The 16875-nt window shown below is 49.2% G+C and carries 10 protein-coding genes; 5 read left to right on the top strand and 5 right to left on the bottom strand.

The features are described 5' to 3' along the window. Window positions 1-218: 218 nt before the first annotated feature. The 4 genes from NG833_RS04130 to NG833_RS04115 all read right to left on the bottom strand — a co-directional run bounded on the left by NG833_RS04130 (window position 219) and on the right by NG833_RS04115 (window position 7120). Window positions 219-1355, bottom strand: a complete 1137-nt coding sequence (locus NG833_RS04130; protein ID WP_254564067.1) for an RNA polymerase sigma factor — start codon at window positions 1353-1355, stop codon at window positions 219-221. 89 nt (window positions 1356-1444) lie between these two features. Then, entirely contained in the window at window positions 1445-3664 is a 2220-nt protein-coding gene (locus NG833_RS04125) for a transporter substrate-binding domain-containing protein (RefSeq protein ID WP_254564066.1), read from the bottom strand. Between the two features lie 626 nt (window positions 3665-4290). Next, the gene (locus NG833_RS04120) at window positions 4291-5661 is read right to left on the bottom strand and encodes an RNA polymerase sigma factor (protein ID WP_254564065.1); all 1371 of its coding nucleotides are present in this window, start codon (window positions 5659-5661) and stop codon (window positions 4291-4293) included. A 286-nt stretch (window positions 5662-5947) separates the two neighbouring features. Continuing rightward, window positions 5948-7120, bottom strand: coding sequence for a transposase (locus NG833_RS04115; RefSeq protein ID WP_254564064.1), 1173 nt, complete (start codon window positions 7118-7120; stop codon window positions 5948-5950). A 643-nt stretch (window positions 7121-7763) separates the two neighbouring features. On the opposite strand from NG833_RS04115, the gene NG833_RS04110 reads away from it, so the two are divergent. The 5 genes from NG833_RS04110 to NG833_RS04090 all read left to right on the top strand — a co-directional run bounded on the left by NG833_RS04110 (window position 7764) and on the right by NG833_RS04090 (window position 13686). Next, window positions 7764-9293: a YifB family Mg chelatase-like AAA ATPase gene (locus tag NG833_RS04110; RefSeq protein WP_254564063.1), complete on the top strand. Its 1530-nt coding sequence runs from the start codon at window positions 7764-7766 to the stop codon at window positions 9291-9293. A 39-nt stretch (window positions 9294-9332) separates the two neighbouring features. Then, a complete protein-coding gene (locus NG833_RS04105) occupies window positions 9333-9743 on the top strand; it encodes a DUF3887 domain-containing protein (protein WP_254564062.1) in 411 nt (136 codons plus the stop codon). 533 nt (window positions 9744-10276) lie between these two features. Continuing rightward, complete coding sequence (locus NG833_RS04100) at window positions 10277-10465, top strand: hypothetical protein (RefSeq protein WP_254564061.1); 189 nt, start codon at window positions 10277-10279, stop codon at window positions 10463-10465. 613 nt (window positions 10466-11078) lie between these two features. Beyond that, the gene (gene purB / locus NG833_RS04095; protein WP_254564060.1) at window positions 11079-12374 is read left to right on the top strand and encodes an adenylosuccinate lyase; all 1296 of its coding nucleotides are present in this window, start codon (window positions 11079-11081) and stop codon (window positions 12372-12374) included. A 238-nt stretch (window positions 12375-12612) separates the two neighbouring features. Next, entirely contained in the window at window positions 12613-13686 is a 1074-nt protein-coding gene (locus NG833_RS04090) for an endo-1,4-beta-xylanase (RefSeq protein ID WP_254564059.1), read from the top strand. 359 nt (window positions 13687-14045) lie between these two features. On the opposite strand, the gene NG833_RS04085 is transcribed toward NG833_RS04090, so the two are convergent. After that, window positions 14046-16862, bottom strand: coding sequence for a hypothetical protein (locus NG833_RS04085; RefSeq protein WP_254564058.1), 2817 nt, complete (start codon window positions 16860-16862; stop codon window positions 14046-14048). Window positions 16863-16875 lie beyond the last annotated feature (13 nt).

Below are 16875 nucleotides of genomic sequence, written 5' to 3'. Positions count from 1 at the left end.
AGGCTTCCTAGTTCATCGACAGCAATCCAGAGGGGGCTGGTAATTCATGGCAGGCTCTGTGTCAATTTATTGAAAATTATACAACTTCTCAGCAGTGCTTCAGGTCGGTTAACAATCAGCAATCTATCAGCGCGTGCGTGGCTAAAGTGTTTGTAACTATTTACGGCCAACCCTAGAATTGCCACCCTTGTTTTGATATGTTTAATGATTCTAAGAGGCTAAGTTATAGCCTGATTCCCGCTCACAGTTAAAAGTCCAATTGTAGAGTGCAACAAATGAATTGAATTGAGGAAAACAATACAAAGGAAGAGAGCAAGACTGTAGCACTTTTTCTCCCGCAACTTTCCCCACCCGCACCCATTGTCGCCCCATATCACTCGCACCCATTGTCGCCCCCACACCACTGGCTCCCTTTCACCCCTTACCTCTAACACCACTTTTCCTAGACCATGAAACAGTTGTGAACCTCGAAAACGTTGCAGCCACAGGGCGACTGCCCCTAATATCTGCTTCCCGATCGCATTAAATCCGTCCAACCTCCCCTCAGAACTCACCACCACAAAATCCGGCTCAGGCTGCTGCTCGGATACCACTACCTCCGGCGATGCCTCAACCACAACACTCTCCACTTCCGCCACTGCAACTGAAAGTACCGGCTCATCCACGATCGCTTCAACTCCCACATTCTCCAGGGGAGTTTCCTCAACTACCGGCTCTATTGCCACTGGTGCGACTGACACTTCTGTGCTTATCTTTTCCTCCTCGATAAAATAACCCCGCAATTCCTCACGCAGAATTTTCCGCGCCTCGGATATGCGCTTGCAGGTATTCGGGTAGGAAATTCCTTGCTTTTCGACTATCTCTTGATGAGACAGTTCTTCATAAAAATGTAGATGATATGTCTCGCGCATTTTGGTCGGTAACTCATCAATAGCGGCGCGAATGACCCGGTTTTTCTCTTCCTCTTCCAAGGCGCTTTCAGGCGTGTCGTCAACCGTAAGCCATCCTAAATTCTCTTGCTCCGCATACACTTCTATATCCTCAACTTGGTTGGCACAAGGGCGACGTTTTAAATCGATCCAGAAATTCCGAGTCAGTCTGGTGACCCAAGATTTGAAGTTTTCGATTGTTTCCGCGTACTTGTGTGCTTTTTTAAACGCTTTGAGCATCGCCTGACTCAGCAAATCTTCCGCTTCGGTTAAGTTGCCGTTTGTCCACTTGAGGCAGCACCGCAACAGGTAGTCTTGGTACGGTTGGAAGAGTTCCCAGAAGGCACGGGTGTCGCCTGCGGCAAGACGGTGTAAAAGTTGTTGTTCTTCGGCTCGGTTGGCAATGGGGTTAGTAGTGGCTTGCACGATGATTTCACCTAGTCAATGGATTGAAAGCTAAGATGCACTGTTTGTTGTTGTCGGGGCGATTTGTACATCACCCCGCTTCAAGCTAATTAAGCAAAGGGAATGGAGAACAGATTACCCCCCTCGGTATAAGGAGCCGCAGTAGCCTCATCAAAAGGAATCCCTGGAAAGTTTCGGTTAGTAATTTCAATCACGTTCCCGACGGCAGAAATCGCATTTAGGGCGAAATCGTTGGATAAACCCAAACTTTCTCCGATATTTCCTTCCCCTCCCAAAAAGCGGCGGATGACTGGATCTGAACTATTGACGGATTCAGCCACATTTTCTGAAGTCAAACCTAGTTCTAACGCTTCATAAACCGCATAAGTCACGCCAGAAACCACATCTTTCCACTGGGATTGATTCTCATCCACCACCATTGCTAAAGGTTCCTCACCCAAGACTTCTGGAAACGGCTGATGCTGGTCTCGTTGCTCTGGGGGTAAGGTCAGAATACTGGAGATAATTAGCCCCCCATCTCCGGTAATGGCATCCAGTTCGCCATTGATATACTGCTGGAAGATGGTCTGGAAATTATCCAAAGCTACGACTTCCGCATTAATGCCTGCTGCACTCAACTTTTCTCGCAATCGGGTCTCAGAAGTCGTCCCTGCAGTAACGCCAATTCGACCTCCAGCAAGCTGTTCCAAAGTGGTAATCCCACTGGCAGTTGGAGTGATTACAAATTGAGCGTCGTAAGAATTAATCGGGGCAAAATCTACGCCCAAAAGTGCATCCCGTCTCAGGTTGTGGGTGGCATTCCGACTGGTAACATCGACAATGCCATTAGCAACATCGCTAAAGCGCTGGGCACCGGATGTCTGAATCACGAATTCTACAGCGTTGGGGTCGCCAAATAGAGAAGCTGCCAATGCTCGACCAAAATCCACATCAAACCCGGTTAAGTTGCCGTTTTCATCAGCAAAACCCAGTCCTTGAGCGTCATTTCTCACCCCGACGCGCACGAACCCTCGGTCTAGGACTTCCTGCAAAACGTTCCGGTCATTGTTATCAATTAAGGGAACAGTCACTCTGTCACTACCGCTAAACGGGGGATAATAAACCAGTCCCCCTGGCTCAACAAACATCAGTTCGTTGAGATTGCGGGGTAGCGCGGTTTCATCGAAGTTGCGATTGTAAATCTCTTCGTAGTTGCCGATTTGTTGGATAATTTTCAGAGCGAAATCATTGGAGACTCCCAGGGATGCTCCTAAATTTCCTTCCACTCCCAAAAAGCGTTTGATGTCGCTATTTCCATCCAGAAATTCATTGACATTCTGGGAGTTGATGCCGAAAAATTCCGCTTGAATGGGAGCGTTGACGGCCCAGCGCACTACATCGGCCCATTCGGACTCATTTTCTGGGACGATGAGTCCTAACGGTTCTTTCCCCAGATTCTCTTCCAGGATGACATGATTCCCCGGATTGGATAGGGTGGGAATTCGATTGCTGAGAACTCCGCGATTGATGGAAACTGCACCCAAGCGCCCTGCATCATAGGCGGCAAATAGGGCATCTTGAGAGGGGTAAATTTGAAAATTGAGGGTAATTCCAGCACGACTGGCGGCATCTTGTAAGTTTTGCCGGGACCTTGTTCCTTCTAATACCCCGATAGTGATTCCTTGCAACTGCTCAAAGGAATTAATCCCACTGTTCCCCCGCACCATTACCCCTTGAGTATCGAAGAAAACTGTGGGGGAATAGTCCACTCCTAATGTGGCATCGCGCAGGACGCTATGAGTTGGCAAGGTGGCAGCGATATCTACGGCACCATTGGCAACACGAGTAAATTCTTGTCCAGGGGCTACTACTACATACTGAACCGCTTCTGGGTCCCCGAATAAGGCAGTGGCGATCGCCCGACTAAAATCAACCCCCATCCCGCTAAAAGAACCATCGGCTTCCCGTTGGCTAAACCCGATCGCATCCTCGTTAACTGCAACCCTTACAAATCCGCGATTAATAATCTCTTGCAACTGAGAACCGGGGCGAGTATCACTGGCAACAGATGCTCGACCTTCCGCCGCACCAAACCGGGCATAATGCTCCAATCCGCTGGAGAATCCCCCATTAGTAATGGCATTGGCAACATCCGGGTTATAGTCCCGATAAAAGTTCTCTGAAAACTTAATTTGCGGCGTTCTGCCTTCCTTAAATCCAAATGTTGTCCAATGATGTAACCCACTGTTAAATGAGCCATTCGCCACAGCGCGGGCCACATCAGCGTTTTGTTGGAGATAGGTGTTTTCGTTAAAGTTAGGCAGAGCCATAATTTCCAGTGAATTAGAGATTTTTGTAGTCAATTGGCGGAGGTGCAGAAAGATGCACCTGTCAGGTAAAAACTTGGTTCCTTTCAGAGCTTAACCCTGGGGTCACTGTTCTACCCTTCGTTTAGATAGACGTTTTAGGTAGGCTAACTGTGAGCAAATTTTTGTAAATACATGAAGGATAGGAAATGAGTAAATTCTCTCAGGACTTACGGAAATTTTGAGAATCTATCTTAAATGTAGAGGCGATTCGCGAATCGCCTCTACATTTTGGGGTTAATCGTAGAGATTGTGTAAGTCATAGCTATGCAGCTAGGTTGAATATTTGCCATATTTTTTATTTTTAGGCAGGGCAAATTTTGCGATGTTTTATCCTGTAAAAATCGCAGTTATGGTGTTCCAACAAATAAATCATCCAAATCCCGATGGTTAAGCACCTAACAAGACTGGATGACGCCGCGCAGGCGGGCTTTGTCCGTGTAGCCCCAGGCTTGAGCCTGCGGGTTTTTTGAAGGTTTTATTTTTTGGATTTCCCTTATAAGGCTTCCGGCAATTATGCGGAGCAGATAGTTAAATCCCTGGGAGCAAAATGTACGGGAATAACGATGGGGAACGCTATAATTCCCGGTTTAATCCCGATAAAAATGGCAATAGCCGCCACTATCCATCCAGACTTGCCACAACAGTTCAAACCGTTTTTGGAAGGAGTTTAGGAGAGAGCGAGTTAAGGTGTGATAATTTATCGCGGGCTGACTCACCGGACTTACGCCGAGGTTGAAAATCGACCCTAAATGGAGAGGCGATTCGCGAATCGCCCCTACATTTAGGACGAGTATGGTTGTGAAACTGAATCCAATGGGTAAAACTGGGTGGGAGCATCTCAAGAACGAACAGTTCACCCCCCTCCCCTTAGCAAGGGGAGGGGGGCAGGGGGGTGGGGTCAGCTCCGGGGGCCAAAATGAGAGGCTCCCAACTGGGTTGGGCTCACTTTTGCTCAGATGCCGATACTGTAGTCCTCCTCCCTTTGTGGAATTAGGGCCAGTCGCATCGGGTAAAACTAAGGAACAGGACTTACCCATCAATCCTAAATCTGTCGGGTTGATTCGCGAATCAACCCTCCATTTAAACCCGGTTTCTGTAGGGTTGATTCGTGAATCAACCTTACATTTAGGCTGGGCTCTTAAATCAGGGGTAAGTTTTAAGGAAATTTGGGGAACTGCCCCTTGCCCTGGGGTGACCGATAAGGGTGGACTGGAGATATTGTCCCCTGCCTCAACTTCTGCTAAAATCGGCTGATGTTGCTCCGTGGGCCCATTTACGGGTGGAGGGGGCTGGTGAACCGGGGGTGCGGGTTCGGATTGAATGGGGGTGGGCGGCGTCTTTTGCGGCGTTGGACTTCGGTTGAGACTGCCGAGACTGGGATTTTCTTCCCCGCCTAGATAATCCTTCCACTGCTGACGCAAAATTTTCCGGGCATCGGAAATCCGTTTGCGGGCAGTTGAGTAAGAAATCTGTAGCGGTTCGAGGATGGCGGGATAGGATTCGTCGTTCTGATAGTAGAGAACAAAGGTTTCGCGTAACTTGGGGGGTAGGCCCTCTATGGAATTTTCAAAAAAATTTTCCAGTTCACGATGCATAGCATCGTGAACTGGATTTTCTCCTTGATTAGCCCATTCCCCTTCCGGGGCGATCGCCTCGATATCCTGAACCTCTATTTTCTTTCTCTGGCGAAGGCGATCGAGGCACAGATTTTTCGTAAGTTGTTTGACCCAGGCCCTGAAGTTCTTAATGGCCGTTGTACAGGTTGTTACCTGTTGCCACGCTTTGAGCATTGCCTGAGAAAGCAAGTCCTCTGCCTCCGTGGGGTTCCGCATATACTGGAGGCAGTCGCGATAAAGCTCATCTTGATAACAAATCCATTGCTGCCAAAACGCTGAATCCTGCTGTATATCAGGATTCGGGCTGCTTGAGTGGGTAAGTCTCTCAACCGCTGAAGTCATAGATTTTCTTGGGTACTCTAGTGGGAGGTATGAATCTGGGATTGATGCCTCTAAAACCAGGAGTGGTGGTTAAACTCCCTGATGTCTGCAATCTCGGTGGTTCAGAAACTCTCGTTGCTTAGGACCTATACTTCTATCCCAAGGGTTTTTTGGCCTTGGTGAACCAAATATTATAGGGTTGTCCTCTACCTGGAGATAGATTTATCCTATCTTGTCAGCGAGAGAAATGGCAAATGCCCAGGGGTGAACTACCGAACGGTGAATCAGAGATTACACCGTCGGCTTCCTACCCAACAGACCGCGAGACAGTAGATTTCTTGCGTCCTCTACGATCTCGACTTACACCTGGGCGATAGGCGATCTCCCCAGTTCCTGAGGATAAAATACGCAGTCCTTCATCTCTGATGTTCTTGGCAGCATTGATATCTCTGTCATGTTTCGTTTGACATTTTTCGCACTGCCAGAACCTAACATCAAGGGTCAGGCTTATTACTTGATTTAGGCAAACATTGCAGGTTTTGGAGCTAGGGAAGAATCGGTCTACTTCGAGGTAGACTTTCCCTTCTTGCTCTGCTTTGTATTTTAGCATGGTGCAAAACTGACCCCATCCCACTTGGCTGATTGCTTTGGCGAGACAGTGGTTTTTCACCATGTTCCTAACTGCTAAATTCTCTACCACTATGACTTGGTTTTCGTCTACCATCCTGCGTGATAGTTTGTGGTGAAAATCTTCCCTGCATCTAGTTATTTTGTTATGTACCCCAGCTACCTGCTTACGGGTTTTGTTACGGTTGTTAGAGTCCTTTTGTCTTCTGGACAACCGCTTTTGCTTGGCTCTTAGATTTTTCTCGTGTTTAGCTAACCAGCGAGGGTTGTCAAATTTAGACCCATCAGAGGTAATAGCAAAATGAGTTAATCCTAAATCAATACCTACCGCTTTACCTTCAGTCGTTTTTTCTGGGAGATCTTTCCCATCATCGACTAGGACCGAGGCGAAGTATTGGCCTTTGGCGTTCATGGATACCGTAACTGTTCTAATTGACCCTTCAATCGGTCTATGTAGTCTGGCATGAACAAGCCCCATTTTAGGGAACTTGATGCCATCTTCTACGATAGAGACATTCTGAGGATAACTAATAGATTGATTACGGTGTTTTGATTTGAAGCGAGGATAAGCCGCCCTCCCTTCAAAAAAGTTGATGAAAGCCTTGGACAAATTTAGGGCAACAACCTGTAAGCACTGGGAATAAGGTTCTTTCATCCATTCATACTCTTTCTTGAGATTAGTTATCTCTTTCTGTATGGCAAAGCGACCCAGACCCTTCCCTGTGGCTTTGTAGGTTTCGTTGGTCAGGTTGAGAGCGTAGTTCCACGCGAATCTACAGCAACCAAAACTTTGAGCAAGGTGTTGTCTTTGCTCGGTGGTTGGATAAATTCTGTACTTGGTCGCTCTCAACATTACCGTGAAAACAATTTGCGATAAGATTATAGCATGACAATCCGTGGGATTGTCAATCTTCAGGGGTCGATCCCCTGAAGATTGACTTGAGGGGTCCATGTATCCCGACGCTCAATCGAAGATTAGAGTGCGGGACTTATCGCCCCTCAAACTCCCCAGAAGTTAAAGTTTTTGTAAAGACCTTGCCTTCCGGTCCCCTCCCCTTGGCAAGGGGAGGGTTAGGGTGGGGTCCTCTTGACGTGGCACAAGCCACGTCACGCACTCTCTGAGGCTTAAGTACCTGTATGGAGGCTGGTCCAACCTCTTTGATTGGGAGGGGCGATCTCGCGTGCGCGTGGACCCTCCGCCCATCCATTCATGGGGAGGGGCGGTAAGCGGAGCTATCCCGTAGGGAATCGCCACCCGTAGGACCCCACCCTAACCCTCCCCTTGGCAAGGGGAGGGGACCGGAGGTGTAGTTCAGAGAAAGAGGACCCCACCCTAACCCTCCCCTTGCCAAGGGGAGGGGACCGGAGGTGTAGTTAATAGAAAGGTGAATCACTATGAATGTAAAAAACCTTCCTTGTAACGATTATTCCCCCCCCTATTCCTTTTTTAACCCGCCTTTCCTATAATGCTTCCAGCAGTCATCAGGAAATTAGCCGTGCTTGCTACAGTTTGGAGTGCATCGTTAGTTGGGATTAATGCGGTCAAGGTCGGAGTCGAAATCGATGTCTCGGGGGGAATGCCGGGAATTGTTGTGGTGGGATTGCCCGATACCGCCGTGCAAGAATCCAAGGAACGGGTGAAAGCGGCCCTCAAAAATTCCAGCTATGCCTTCCCCTTGCGGCGGATTGTGATTAATTTGACTCCGGCGGATTTACGCAAGGAGGGTCCCTGTTTTGACTTACCGATCGCCATCGGAATTCTCGCCGCCTCAGAACAAGTCAGCGCCCAACTCCTAGGAGATTTTCTCTTTTTGGGTGAACTCTCCCTCGATGGCACTTTACGTCCCGTTGCCGGAGTCCTCCCCATTGCTGCTGCTGCCCAAGAAATGGGCATTACTGCCTTAGTTGTCCCGGAAGGCAATGTCGGGGAAGCGGCAGTGGTGAAAGGGTTACAAGTTTATGGATGTGGGCATTTGTGCGATGCGATCGCCTTACTGAACAACCCCAGTCAGTATAAACCCACCCAACTTGATGGCAATGTTCCCTTTGCACCCCATCCCTTCGGGGGTTTAGACTTGCAAGATGTCAAGGGTCAAGCTCATGGACGCCGCGCCTTAGAAATTGCCGCTGCCGGAGGACATAATTTAATCTTTGTCGGTCCCCCAGGTAGCGGAAAAACCATGCTGGCTAAACGGTTACCCGGTATTTTACCCCCTCTGAGTTTTGAAGAAGCTTTAGAAGTCACCCAAATTTATTCCGTAGTGGGGTTACTGAAAAATCGTGGCGCGTTAATTGGCGATCGCCCGTTTCGCAGTCCCCATCACTCCGCCTCCGGTCCTTCTCTCGTCGGCGGTGGCAGCTATCCCAAACCGGGTGAAATTTCCCTCGCTCATCGGGGTATTTTGTTCCTCGATGAACTCACAGAGTTTAAACGCGATGTGCTAGAGTATCTGCGCCAACCCTTAGAAGATGGGCGGGTCACTATTTCTCGCACAAAACAAAGTGTGGAATTCCCCGCCCAATTTACCTTAGTTGCCAGTACCAATCCTTGTCCCTGTGGCTACTTTGGCGACCAGATTCAACCCTGTACCTGTTCCCCCCGTCACCGAGAACAATATTGGGCGAAACTTTCAGGACCGCTGATGGATCGGATTGATTTGCAAGTGGCAGTGAATCGCTTAAAACCGGAAGAAATTACTCGGCAAACCACGGGAGAGCCATCGGAACCTGTGAGAAAGCGGGTTCAGGTAGCCCGCGATCGTGCCCGGGAACGATTTAAAGCCGAACCGAACATTCGCTGCAATGCGGAAATGCAAACCGCCCAACTCCGCAAATGGTGTCCCCTGGATGACGCCACCCGCACTCTCCTGGAAGGGGCCATCCGTAAACTGGGACTCTCGGCAAGGGCCACCGATCGCATTTTAAAGGTCGCCCGCACCATTGGGGACCTAGCTGGGGATGACCAAATCAATCTCTCCCATGTGGCAGAAGCCATTCAATATAGAACAATTGATAGAATGCAGTAAATAGCATTTTTTATTAGCTATTTTCAGGAGCTAACTCTCATGAAAACGATTCTTTCTCTGGTTTTACTAGCCACCGTTGCGGTTGTTGATAGTTTACCGGCTCAAGCTCAAAGTTTCCAACCCCGCCAGGGGGTGGAAGTGATTGCTCAGGGGACGCCAATGGTCTCCCAAGCGCAAGAATTTGTCTCCTTACTTGCCGATGGAGAGTTTAACCAGGCATTGCAGAAATACGATGCCACTGCCCGGGAAAATATTACTCCCGAAACCCTAGAAACAACCTGGCAAGATTTAGTGGAAAAATCGGGGGATTTTCAAGAAGTTGTTTCCAGTGAAACAGTCCAGGGTGAGGATCAAGAAGTTGTCCTCTTAACAACTCGGTTTGAACAGGATACCGTGGTCTTGTTCGTTGTTTTTGATGGAGAGCAACAAATCAACAGTTTTACCTATTAATCCAGGCGCGCTCCTAAGCTGTTGCTGGCGTTAGGGTGTTCCAACAAATAAATCATCCAAATCCCGATGGTTAAGCACCTAACAAGACTGTATGACGCCGCGCAGGCGGGCTTTGTCCGTGTAGCCCCAGGCTTTCTAAGCGGAACGCTCCGCGAACAGCCTGCGGGTTTTTTGGGGATTTTATTTTTTGGAGTTCCCTTAAAGGGTGCAGGATGTCGTGAATACAGTGGCCCATGCTTCCTCAATTCACGGAGCGATCGCTTGACTAGGGTGCATCCCTCATTTTTAGGCGTTGCCTTCGTAAAATCGGAGGAGTAAGCCGTTCCCCAGAGGTGCTTTTAAAAGGGAATGCGCTGATTCCTCAATTAAGGCAAAAACCTCGGGAAATGGCTGGATAAAAATACCCGTAGAACTACGGAGAAAGACGAGCTTTTCTCCCTAGACTTTATAAAACATTAGGTTAAATTTTTCAAAAAATAGTGATAAAATAAAAACAGAAGAATTCAGTGGCTTTTAGAGTAAAGCCAACGGCTATGAGTCGAGTAACAATGCGGTTGCGTTCTGACTTTCATCGCCTAGGGGACAGTTTGATGAAAATCACCCTCTTTCGCTTCGTGGCGAACGGATGGCTGGCTTTCGTCAATGTGTCTCGGGACTTTTATCTGGCGCGGATGATTCTGTTGGGGGATCATCACGTCGCCTCTCCCCACCGAAATCACTAGGATGCCGGTACAGTAGAGGTTAGAAACCCGGTTTCTTAACAAAAATTTGGTTAATTAGCAACAGATTCGGTTAAGAAACCGGGTTTCTTGTCCTAGGATGACTAATACTGTACCGACACCCTAGGCCCTAACCCAGGGAGTCTGACATTCTGAATGGAAAGATGGGGGTCAAGGGCCAGGGAATGGAAGTCCCTTACCCCAGTTCAAAAATATAAACCGGCAAGGGGACAGCCGGGTTCGGTCCGTCAGCCTTTGCGATCGCAGCCCGGGATAGAATGGGCTGGAGGGCTCATACCAAATCAGGTTGTTAAAAGTCGATTTCCTCTTCAGCCCGCGCAGGCGGGCTATAGCCCAAGGGGCATGGCTTCGCTAACGTCTGGTGAGCCTCCACCCTTTAGGGTGCGGGTTTTTGCAGACCTGTGACAACCGGATTCCGTATCAGAAAGCCCGAGGCGATCGCCAAGGCTGCTGTTTTCCCCGAATTGTCATAAATCGTAATGATTTTGGGGTCGAAAATCAGGTAATAAACTGGGCCAAAAAAGATTGAGCGAACTACGGACAGAATATGCAGACAGAGGGGGTAAAATGAGACAGTTGTGTTCTGTGCCAGACCTTGATCGAGCGCTATACCTTGCCCGAAATGGGCGAACTGTGGACTGAGACCTATAAATTTAAAACCTGGCTCGAAGTCGAGCTAGCGGTTTGTGACGCGCAAGCCGAACTGGGTTATATACCCGCCTCGGCAGTGGAAGAGATTAAAGCCAAGGCTAATTTTGACCCCAAACGCATCCTCGAAATTGAGGCGGAAGTTCGCCATGACGTGATTGCCTTTTTGACCAATGTGAATGAGTACGTCGGGGAAGCTGGACGGTACATTCATTTGGGATTAACCAGTTCCGATGTGTTAGACACGGCTTTAGCATTGCAGATGGTGGCGAGTCTGGATTTGTTGCTGTCGGAATTGGAAACGGCGATCGCAGCGATTCGCTATCAAGCGCAGCAACACCGGGATACGGTGCAAGTCGGGCGATCGCATGGGATTCATGCCGAACCGATTACCTTTGGGTTTAAACTGGCTGGATGGTTAGCGGAAATGTTGCGCCATCGCGATCGCCTGGTGCGGGTGCGATCGTCCATTGCCGTGGGGAAAATCTCCGGTGCCGTGGGAACCTACGCCAACATCGAACCCCGCATTGAAGAGATTGCCTGTCAGAAACTCGGACTCGAACCCGATACCGCCTCCACTCAGGTGATCTCGCGCGATCGCCATGCTGAGTTTGTGCAACATCTAGCGCTCCTAGCGGCTTCTATCGAACGCTTTGCCGTCGAAATTCGCAACCTCCAGCGCACCGATGTTCTGGAAGTAGAGGAATTCTTCTCCAAAGGACAAAAAGGCTCGTCGGCTATGCCTCATAAGCGTAACCCGATTCGCTCCGAACGCTTAACCGGGATGGCGAGAATCGTGCGGGGTCATGCCGGAACTGCTTTGGAAAATGTGGCACTGTGGCATGAACGGGATATTTCCCATAGTTCTGTCGAACGAGTGATTCTGCCTGATGCTTGCATTTTAACTCACTTTATGTTAAGGGAAATTTCAGAATTGGTGAAAAATCTCCAAGTCTATCCCGAGAACATGAAGCGGAATATGAACGTTTACGGCGGCGTAATTTTCAGTCAGCGGGTGATGCTGGCCTTAGTGGAAAAAGGCATGAATCGGGAAGCGGCTTATAAAGTCGTGCAGTCCTGCGCGCATCAAGCCTGGAATCAACCCAACGGGGACTTTCATGGGGCGATCGTCAAAGATGCCACCGTCACCGAGAAACTGTCACCGCAGGAAATCGAAGACTGTTTCGACCCGAAATACCAACTCAGACACTTGGATACGGTTTACCAACGCTTAAACATTTAAAACCTGCTAAAAAGAAGCGTAGGGATGAAGGATGAATTGAAGGGTCAAGGGTTCGATTCATCCTTCTGATACGGAATCCGGTTTTTAAAGGTCTATAAAAACCCGCACCCTCAAGGGTGGGGCTATACGGACGAAGCCCGCCTGCGCGGGCTAAAGAGAAAATCCACTTGAGACAACCGGATTTGGTATCATCCTTGATGGCTTGATCCTGTCTCCTTCATTTTTATAGAGGTCGCGCATGAAACTTCGTTCTTTCATCGCATATATTCTGGTGATGCTGGCGATCGTCTTGGCGATCGCCACCACAAGTACGGCGACAAATCCACAACCCCCCCGCACCGATTCGCCAGCAGAGTCTCTGCGATTGCTGGCAGCAAAACGGGACTTTTTAATTGGAACTGCCGTTCAACCGGGCCCCTTACAAAATGAAGTTCCCTATCGAGAGGTACTAGCGCGGGAATTTAACATTCTGATGCCTGAGAATCATACAAAATTTTGGCGATTGCATCCAGAACGGGACCGCTATAATTTTACTCAAGTTGATGCGATCGTTCAGTTTGCTCACGAACATGATATTAAAGTGATCGGTCATGCACTGGCATGGTTTCACGCCGTTCCCCGGTGGGTCGTTGAAGGAAATTTTTCCCGAGATGAACTGATGGAAATCCTTCACGATCACATTCAGACCGTAGTCAGTCATTATCGCGGTCAAATTTATGCTTGGGATGTGGTGAATGAACCCGTAGAAGCCGATGGGAGCTTAAGAGAAACCATCTGGTCTAAAACCATTGGACCAGAATATATTGACCTAGCGCTCCGGTGGACTCGTGAAGCGGATCCAGATACTTTATTATATATTAACGACTATGCGGAAGGACTTAATTCTAAGTCTGATTCGTTTTATAACTTAGCCAAAGAATTACGGGAAAGAGGAACACCCCTCGATGCCGTAGGTTTCCAAACCCACTTGGGATTTTTATCGGCAAAAAACGCCGAAGAAGTCGCTGAAAATATGAAGCGGTATGCCGAATTGGGGTTAGAGGTGATGATTACGGAAATGGATATTCCGATTGATCAGTTTAGCGGCACCCGGGAGGAACAATTAGAGGCACAAGCTAAAATGTACCGGGATTTCCTAAAGGTCTGTTTAGAGGCTTCAAACTGCAACACTTTAATGATGTGGGGATTCACCGATCGCCATACCTGGTTGACTGGGTTTACAGGAGGTAAAGCTCCCTTAATTTTTGACGAGTCCTATCATCCGAAAGCGGCCTATTCGGCCATGTGGGAAGAGTTAAAAGCCACAGAATAGATTCCGAAGAACTCCCCTCAAACAGTCCTAATCGGTTTGCCAAAACCCAACCCTTCAAGGAAGATGGCTGCGGTAGATCTTCCGGGGGGTTTAGAGGATTGCCAAATATAAATCATCCAACTGTTCAACTGAGATGTGTAGGGGCGCAATGCTTGCGCCCCAGGCAGGGCGCAAGCATTGCGCCCCTACATTCACGGGACTACTCCGTTGAGGCGTCACTACGAACGAACGTTTTGGAGATTTGATTTTTTGGAGTTCCCGGAGGGGTTGGCTAGAGATTGAGGTGGGTAGGTCCCCCGGAACCGACCCGATCGCAACCGAGCAATATCAGCGGCTGAAAAGCGAGGTGGGAATTGCTCTTAAACCAAGCTGGGGTCCGTTGCAGCGGTTTCTCGGAGTAACAACTGCCGCCACTGGCGGATAATCTGCTGAAGAATCACCCGTTCCGGCGTGACGAAGGAGGCGATCGCCTCGGACTCCAGAGTATCCAGGGCTACCGTGGCTCTAGCTAGGATGGCCCATCGTTTTACCGGGTCCGGCTGTTCAGAATGGCTAGAGATTAAGGAGCCTATTTCTCCCAGACGAGCGATCGCATTCAGAACCTCCGGTCGAATCACCCCAGCGACTGGCATCCGCGAGTTTGCTTCCCCCTCATAAAAAGCAGCCAGTTCCGATTCTTGGAGAGTCTGTAAGGCAATCCGGAGGTTAGAAAGGTTATCCAAGGATGACAGTGCAGCCAAGATTGTCAAGGATTCGAGAATTTCTACACCCCCCGGATACTCTCGAAGATTGAGGAGGTTTTGCTTGTAGGGAGTCCAATCCCACCCCGACTGATTCACAGACTCGCAATTGAGCAACTGGTACAGCAAGGCCGAGAACCGAGTTAAGGGGGTTTGACGATGCGATCGCCGCAGCCAAGTCAGCACCCCAATGCCATCCTCAGCGAATTGATTCAACCAATCACTCCCACATTTCACCGATTGCAAACCCAATTCCCCCAGTAAGACTTGTCGGCGTTCCGGAATTCCTCGCCAATCTTCAGCACTCACTGGGGACCAGAGATAAGCCCTTAAATTCGGGTCGCGGGCGATCGCATACAGCAGATGTAGGGGGTTTGGGGTGGAATGTAAATATCGAGATAAAGCACTCAAGGCAACGGAACGCTGAAAGGGGTTGCGGCAGACTTCTGCGACTTGGTGTAACCCAGTCTTTTCATCCCGTTGCAACTGCTGGAGTAGAGATTTGCGAGTATTCGGCAGCGGCAACACGACCAACTCATCCCAAAAAACTGGATGTCTCTCACCCCGTCGGTTAGGTTTGAATGCAGCAATTAACTCAATTGGGTAAAACAAGAGGCGTAAGGACCCGATCGTCACCAGCAAATTAAAGTAAATCCCAATTTCAAACCCTCGGGAAACTCCCGCCACAAACCGGATTCGGGAGGCAATGTCTTTATCTTTGATGATATTTGCCTCGAATGCAGCCAAGGCCACCGCGATCGTGAAAATCAACGCAATTCCCGCTAAGGCAGCCACCCCTGGGCGTCCAGCTAAAGCAAAGGCCACAAACCAAATTGTCCCCAGAAAAATTGCAAACCCGACGGTGAGCACCGTCGGATCAATGGCGATCGCTCCGAAGGCCTGTTCATAAGGGGGATTGATGCTCATCAAATCATTTAATATAAACAGACTCGTGAACGCGAAACCCCCAAATAGCGCCAGTACCAAGGCCGCTAACACACTACCGGCCAGTCCAAAGATTATAAAACTACAGGTGAGAAGCAGTGCCGTTGCCAATACAATCCAGATCCACAGGAAAACCACTCCAACTGCAAACCCGAGGGTCGTCCAAAAGAGGGTGCGTTGGACTGCTTTGAGGGGAATTTCTTCACCCGAGGTGAGATTCCAGACTTTTGGGAGGCGATCGCCTGCACCGGAGATCACTCGTTGTCCATCGGGGGTCACCGCCACGGATCTCACCCACTCTTGATGTCCAGCGAGGGTATGTACCAAAGTCCCTTGTTGGAGGTTCCAGACTTTAAGGGTATGGTCCGAAGAGGCCGACACCACTTGCTGTCCGTCCGGGGTAACTGCTAATCCATTAATCCACCCCTGATGTCCGGTTAATTCATACTGGAGAGTTCCCTCATTCAGGTTCCAAACCTTGAGGGTTCCATCCATACCGCCAGAAACCACCTGTTGTCCGTCAGGGGTAACTGCAATGGTATTGACCCCTCCAGGATGTGCGGTCAAATTCTGCACTTGCGTACCCGATGACCGGGCCCACACTTTAACTGAACCATCCAGACTAGCCGAAATCACCTGTTCTCCATTCGGGGTGACGGTGACTGCATTAACCCGGGCGGTATGACCGCTTAAGGTTTGCAGGAGAGTTCCCTGTGCCAGATTCCAAATTTTCACGGTTCCATCTGTCGATCCAGAAATGGCCTGGGTTCCATCTGGGGTGAGGGTTACACTGTTTACAGGTCCCCTATGGCCTTCCAGAGTATGCAGTTTTTTTCCGGACTGGATATCCCAGACGATGAGGGTATTGTCTGCTGAGGCAGAAATGGCTAATTTTTGGTCTGGGGTAACTGCGAGGTCTTCAATCCAGCGCCGGTGGTTTTGGAGAGTCTGGAGGCGATCGCCCCCTTGGATGTCCCAAATATTAACCGTGCGGTCTGCGCCACCTGAAATAACCCGGTCTCCTGAGAGTAACGCCAAGGCATTAATTCCGCCGGTATTACCCGGTAGGGTTTGCAACAATGCACCTCTATCCAAATCCCACACTTTTAAGCTGCTGTTTCCAGTAAAGTCTCTCCCTGAAGCAGAAATCGCTTGAGTATTGGAAAGGGCCAGGACAGAATTAATGGATCCGGTATGACCTTGTTGCACCGCAATCGTATAGAGCAAAAATGTGAATGCCAGGAGGAACAAACATTTCACCACCGAGGCAGTCGCCATCAGATACAGGTTTCGATATCCCGGAACTTTAAAACTCCCCCGGAATTTACTCCATCCGCTTTGTCGATACAAATCCGGGGCAGCTTTGTACAAATAGCTTCGGAGTACACTGGGACGAAAAAACACCCAGTAGGCCAACAGACCATAATGATAAGGATTTAAAGGATTGAGGAATTCGGGTGTTTCACCCCGCTCTTGTGGGAAAATGGCCATGATGATTTTACCG

The sequence above is a fragment of the Oscillatoria sp. HE19RPO genome, assembly GCF_024220515.1.
Taxonomy (GTDB): domain Bacteria; phylum Cyanobacteriota; class Cyanobacteriia; order Cyanobacteriales; family Laspinemataceae; genus Laspinema.
Note: the sequence above shows the minus strand (reverse complement) of the source record. Positions and strands in the feature narration are given on the sequence as shown.

What these genes read in the sequence shown, in the direction of transcription:
- NG833_RS04090 (WP_254564059.1), top strand. Translation starts at nt 12,613, where the DNA reads ATGAAACTTCGTTCTTTCATCGCATATATTCTGGTGATGCTGGCGATC.
- NG833_RS04105 (WP_254564062.1), top strand. Translation starts at nt 9,333, where the DNA reads ATGAAAACGATTCTTTCTCTGGTTTTACTAGCCACCGTTGCGGTTGTT.
- NG833_RS04120 (WP_254564065.1), bottom strand. Translation starts at nt 5,661, where the DNA reads ATGACTTCAGCGGTTGAGAGACTTACCCACTCAAGCAGCCCGAATCCT.
- NG833_RS04085 (WP_254564058.1), bottom strand. Translation starts at nt 16,862, where the DNA reads ATGGCCATTTTCCCACAAGAGCGGGGTGAAACACCCGAATTCCTCAAT.
- NG833_RS04125 (WP_254564066.1), bottom strand. Translation starts at nt 3,664, where the DNA reads ATGGCTCTGCCTAACTTTAACGAAAACACCTATCTCCAACAAAACGCT.
- NG833_RS04115 (WP_254564064.1), bottom strand. Translation starts at nt 7,120, where the DNA reads ATGTTGAGAGCGACCAAGTACAGAATTTATCCAACCACCGAGCAAAGA.
- NG833_RS04100 (WP_254564061.1), top strand. Translation starts at nt 10,277, where the DNA reads ATGAGTCGAGTAACAATGCGGTTGCGTTCTGACTTTCATCGCCTAGGG.